General features: G+C 30.7%; 2 protein-coding genes. Both read left to right on the top strand.

The window, feature by feature from the left end:
• Positions 1–47: 47 nt before the first annotated feature.
• Positions 48–497 (top strand): type II secretion system protein, encoded by a 450-nt coding sequence (locus tag AVANS14531_RS09110; protein WP_336612159.1) that lies wholly within the window; start codon positions 48–50, stop codon positions 495–497.
• A gap of 81 nt (positions 498–578) precedes the next feature.
• Positions 579–1,034: type II secretion system protein (locus AVANS14531_RS09105; protein WP_336612158.1), on the top strand; the 456-nt coding region annotated here is incomplete at its 3' end.

The following is a 1,034-nucleotide window of genomic DNA, read 5'->3' as shown; positions in this document are numbered from 1 at the left end:
TTTTACTTTTGTGTAAATAAAGTGAAATTTATTTTAAGGAGATAGCCATGAAAAAGGGCTTTACAATGATTGAGTTGATTTTCGTAATCGTAATTCTAGGAATTTTAGCAGCAGTTGCTATTCCAAAACTAAATGCTACAAGAGATGATGCAGAAATTGCAAAAGCAGCAAGCAACTTCTCAACAGCTATAAGTGATATTACATCTTATTATACAGCTAAAGGTAAATTTGATACAGATTTAGCAAAAATGACAAACGTTGCTTTAGGAGCAGGTGGTGCTTTTATTATTAAAGAAAAAGAATGTGCAAAAATTACTGCAGCAAGTACAGGAAGTACGCTAACAATTGCAGCTGGAAAAGATATTGCTCAACCTATTTGTGATTCATTTAATAAAGTTAGCAGTATTACAGCAATTTTAGGTAATAAGCAACTATCAAGCTATACAACAGGAAATGAATATAAAATCGAACTAGGTGGCGGAAATATTTCTTTCTAATTTCACTTTATTTGATGAAATAATCTTAAGCCAAGTTAGAATTTATCCTAACTTGGCTTTTTTAAATTCTAAAGGATAAATATGAAAAAAGCATTCACAATGATAGAACTAATATTTGTAATAGTAATTTTAGGCATCTTGGCTGCAGTTGCTATTCCAAAACTAAACGCTACTAGAGATGATGCTGAATTAGTTAAAGGTGCAAGTGACTTTGCAACGGCGATAAGTGATATAGCATCTTATTATACAGCTAATGGAAAATTTGCAAATAAAATACAAGATATGACAAATGTTGTATTACAGCCTCACATATATGGAAATAAATCTTCAGCGCATATTTACCTAAAAAAACTAAATTGCGTAACAATCAATGCAGACACAAATGGTAGTGATATTAAAATCTTCGCATCTCCTGATTACAATAAAGGTATTTGTGTTAATTTTTTTACAAATAGTTCTGTTAGTCAGATTATGGGCGGTTCAGATATTAAAAATCATTTAAGAGAGTTAGATGCTTATAAGATTAGTTTGGGTGCA

It is taken from the genome of Campylobacter sp. Cr9 (assembly GCF_020138295.1).
Classification (GTDB): domain Bacteria; phylum Campylobacterota; class Campylobacteria; order Campylobacterales; family Campylobacteraceae; genus Campylobacter_E.
Note: the sequence above shows the minus strand (reverse complement) of the source record. Positions and strands in the feature narration are given on the sequence as shown.

Coding starts and splice junctions, on each gene's coding strand:
- AVANS14531_RS09110 (WP_336612159.1), top strand. CDS start 48: ATGAAAAAGGGCTTTACAATGATTGAGTTGATTTTCGTAATCGTAATT.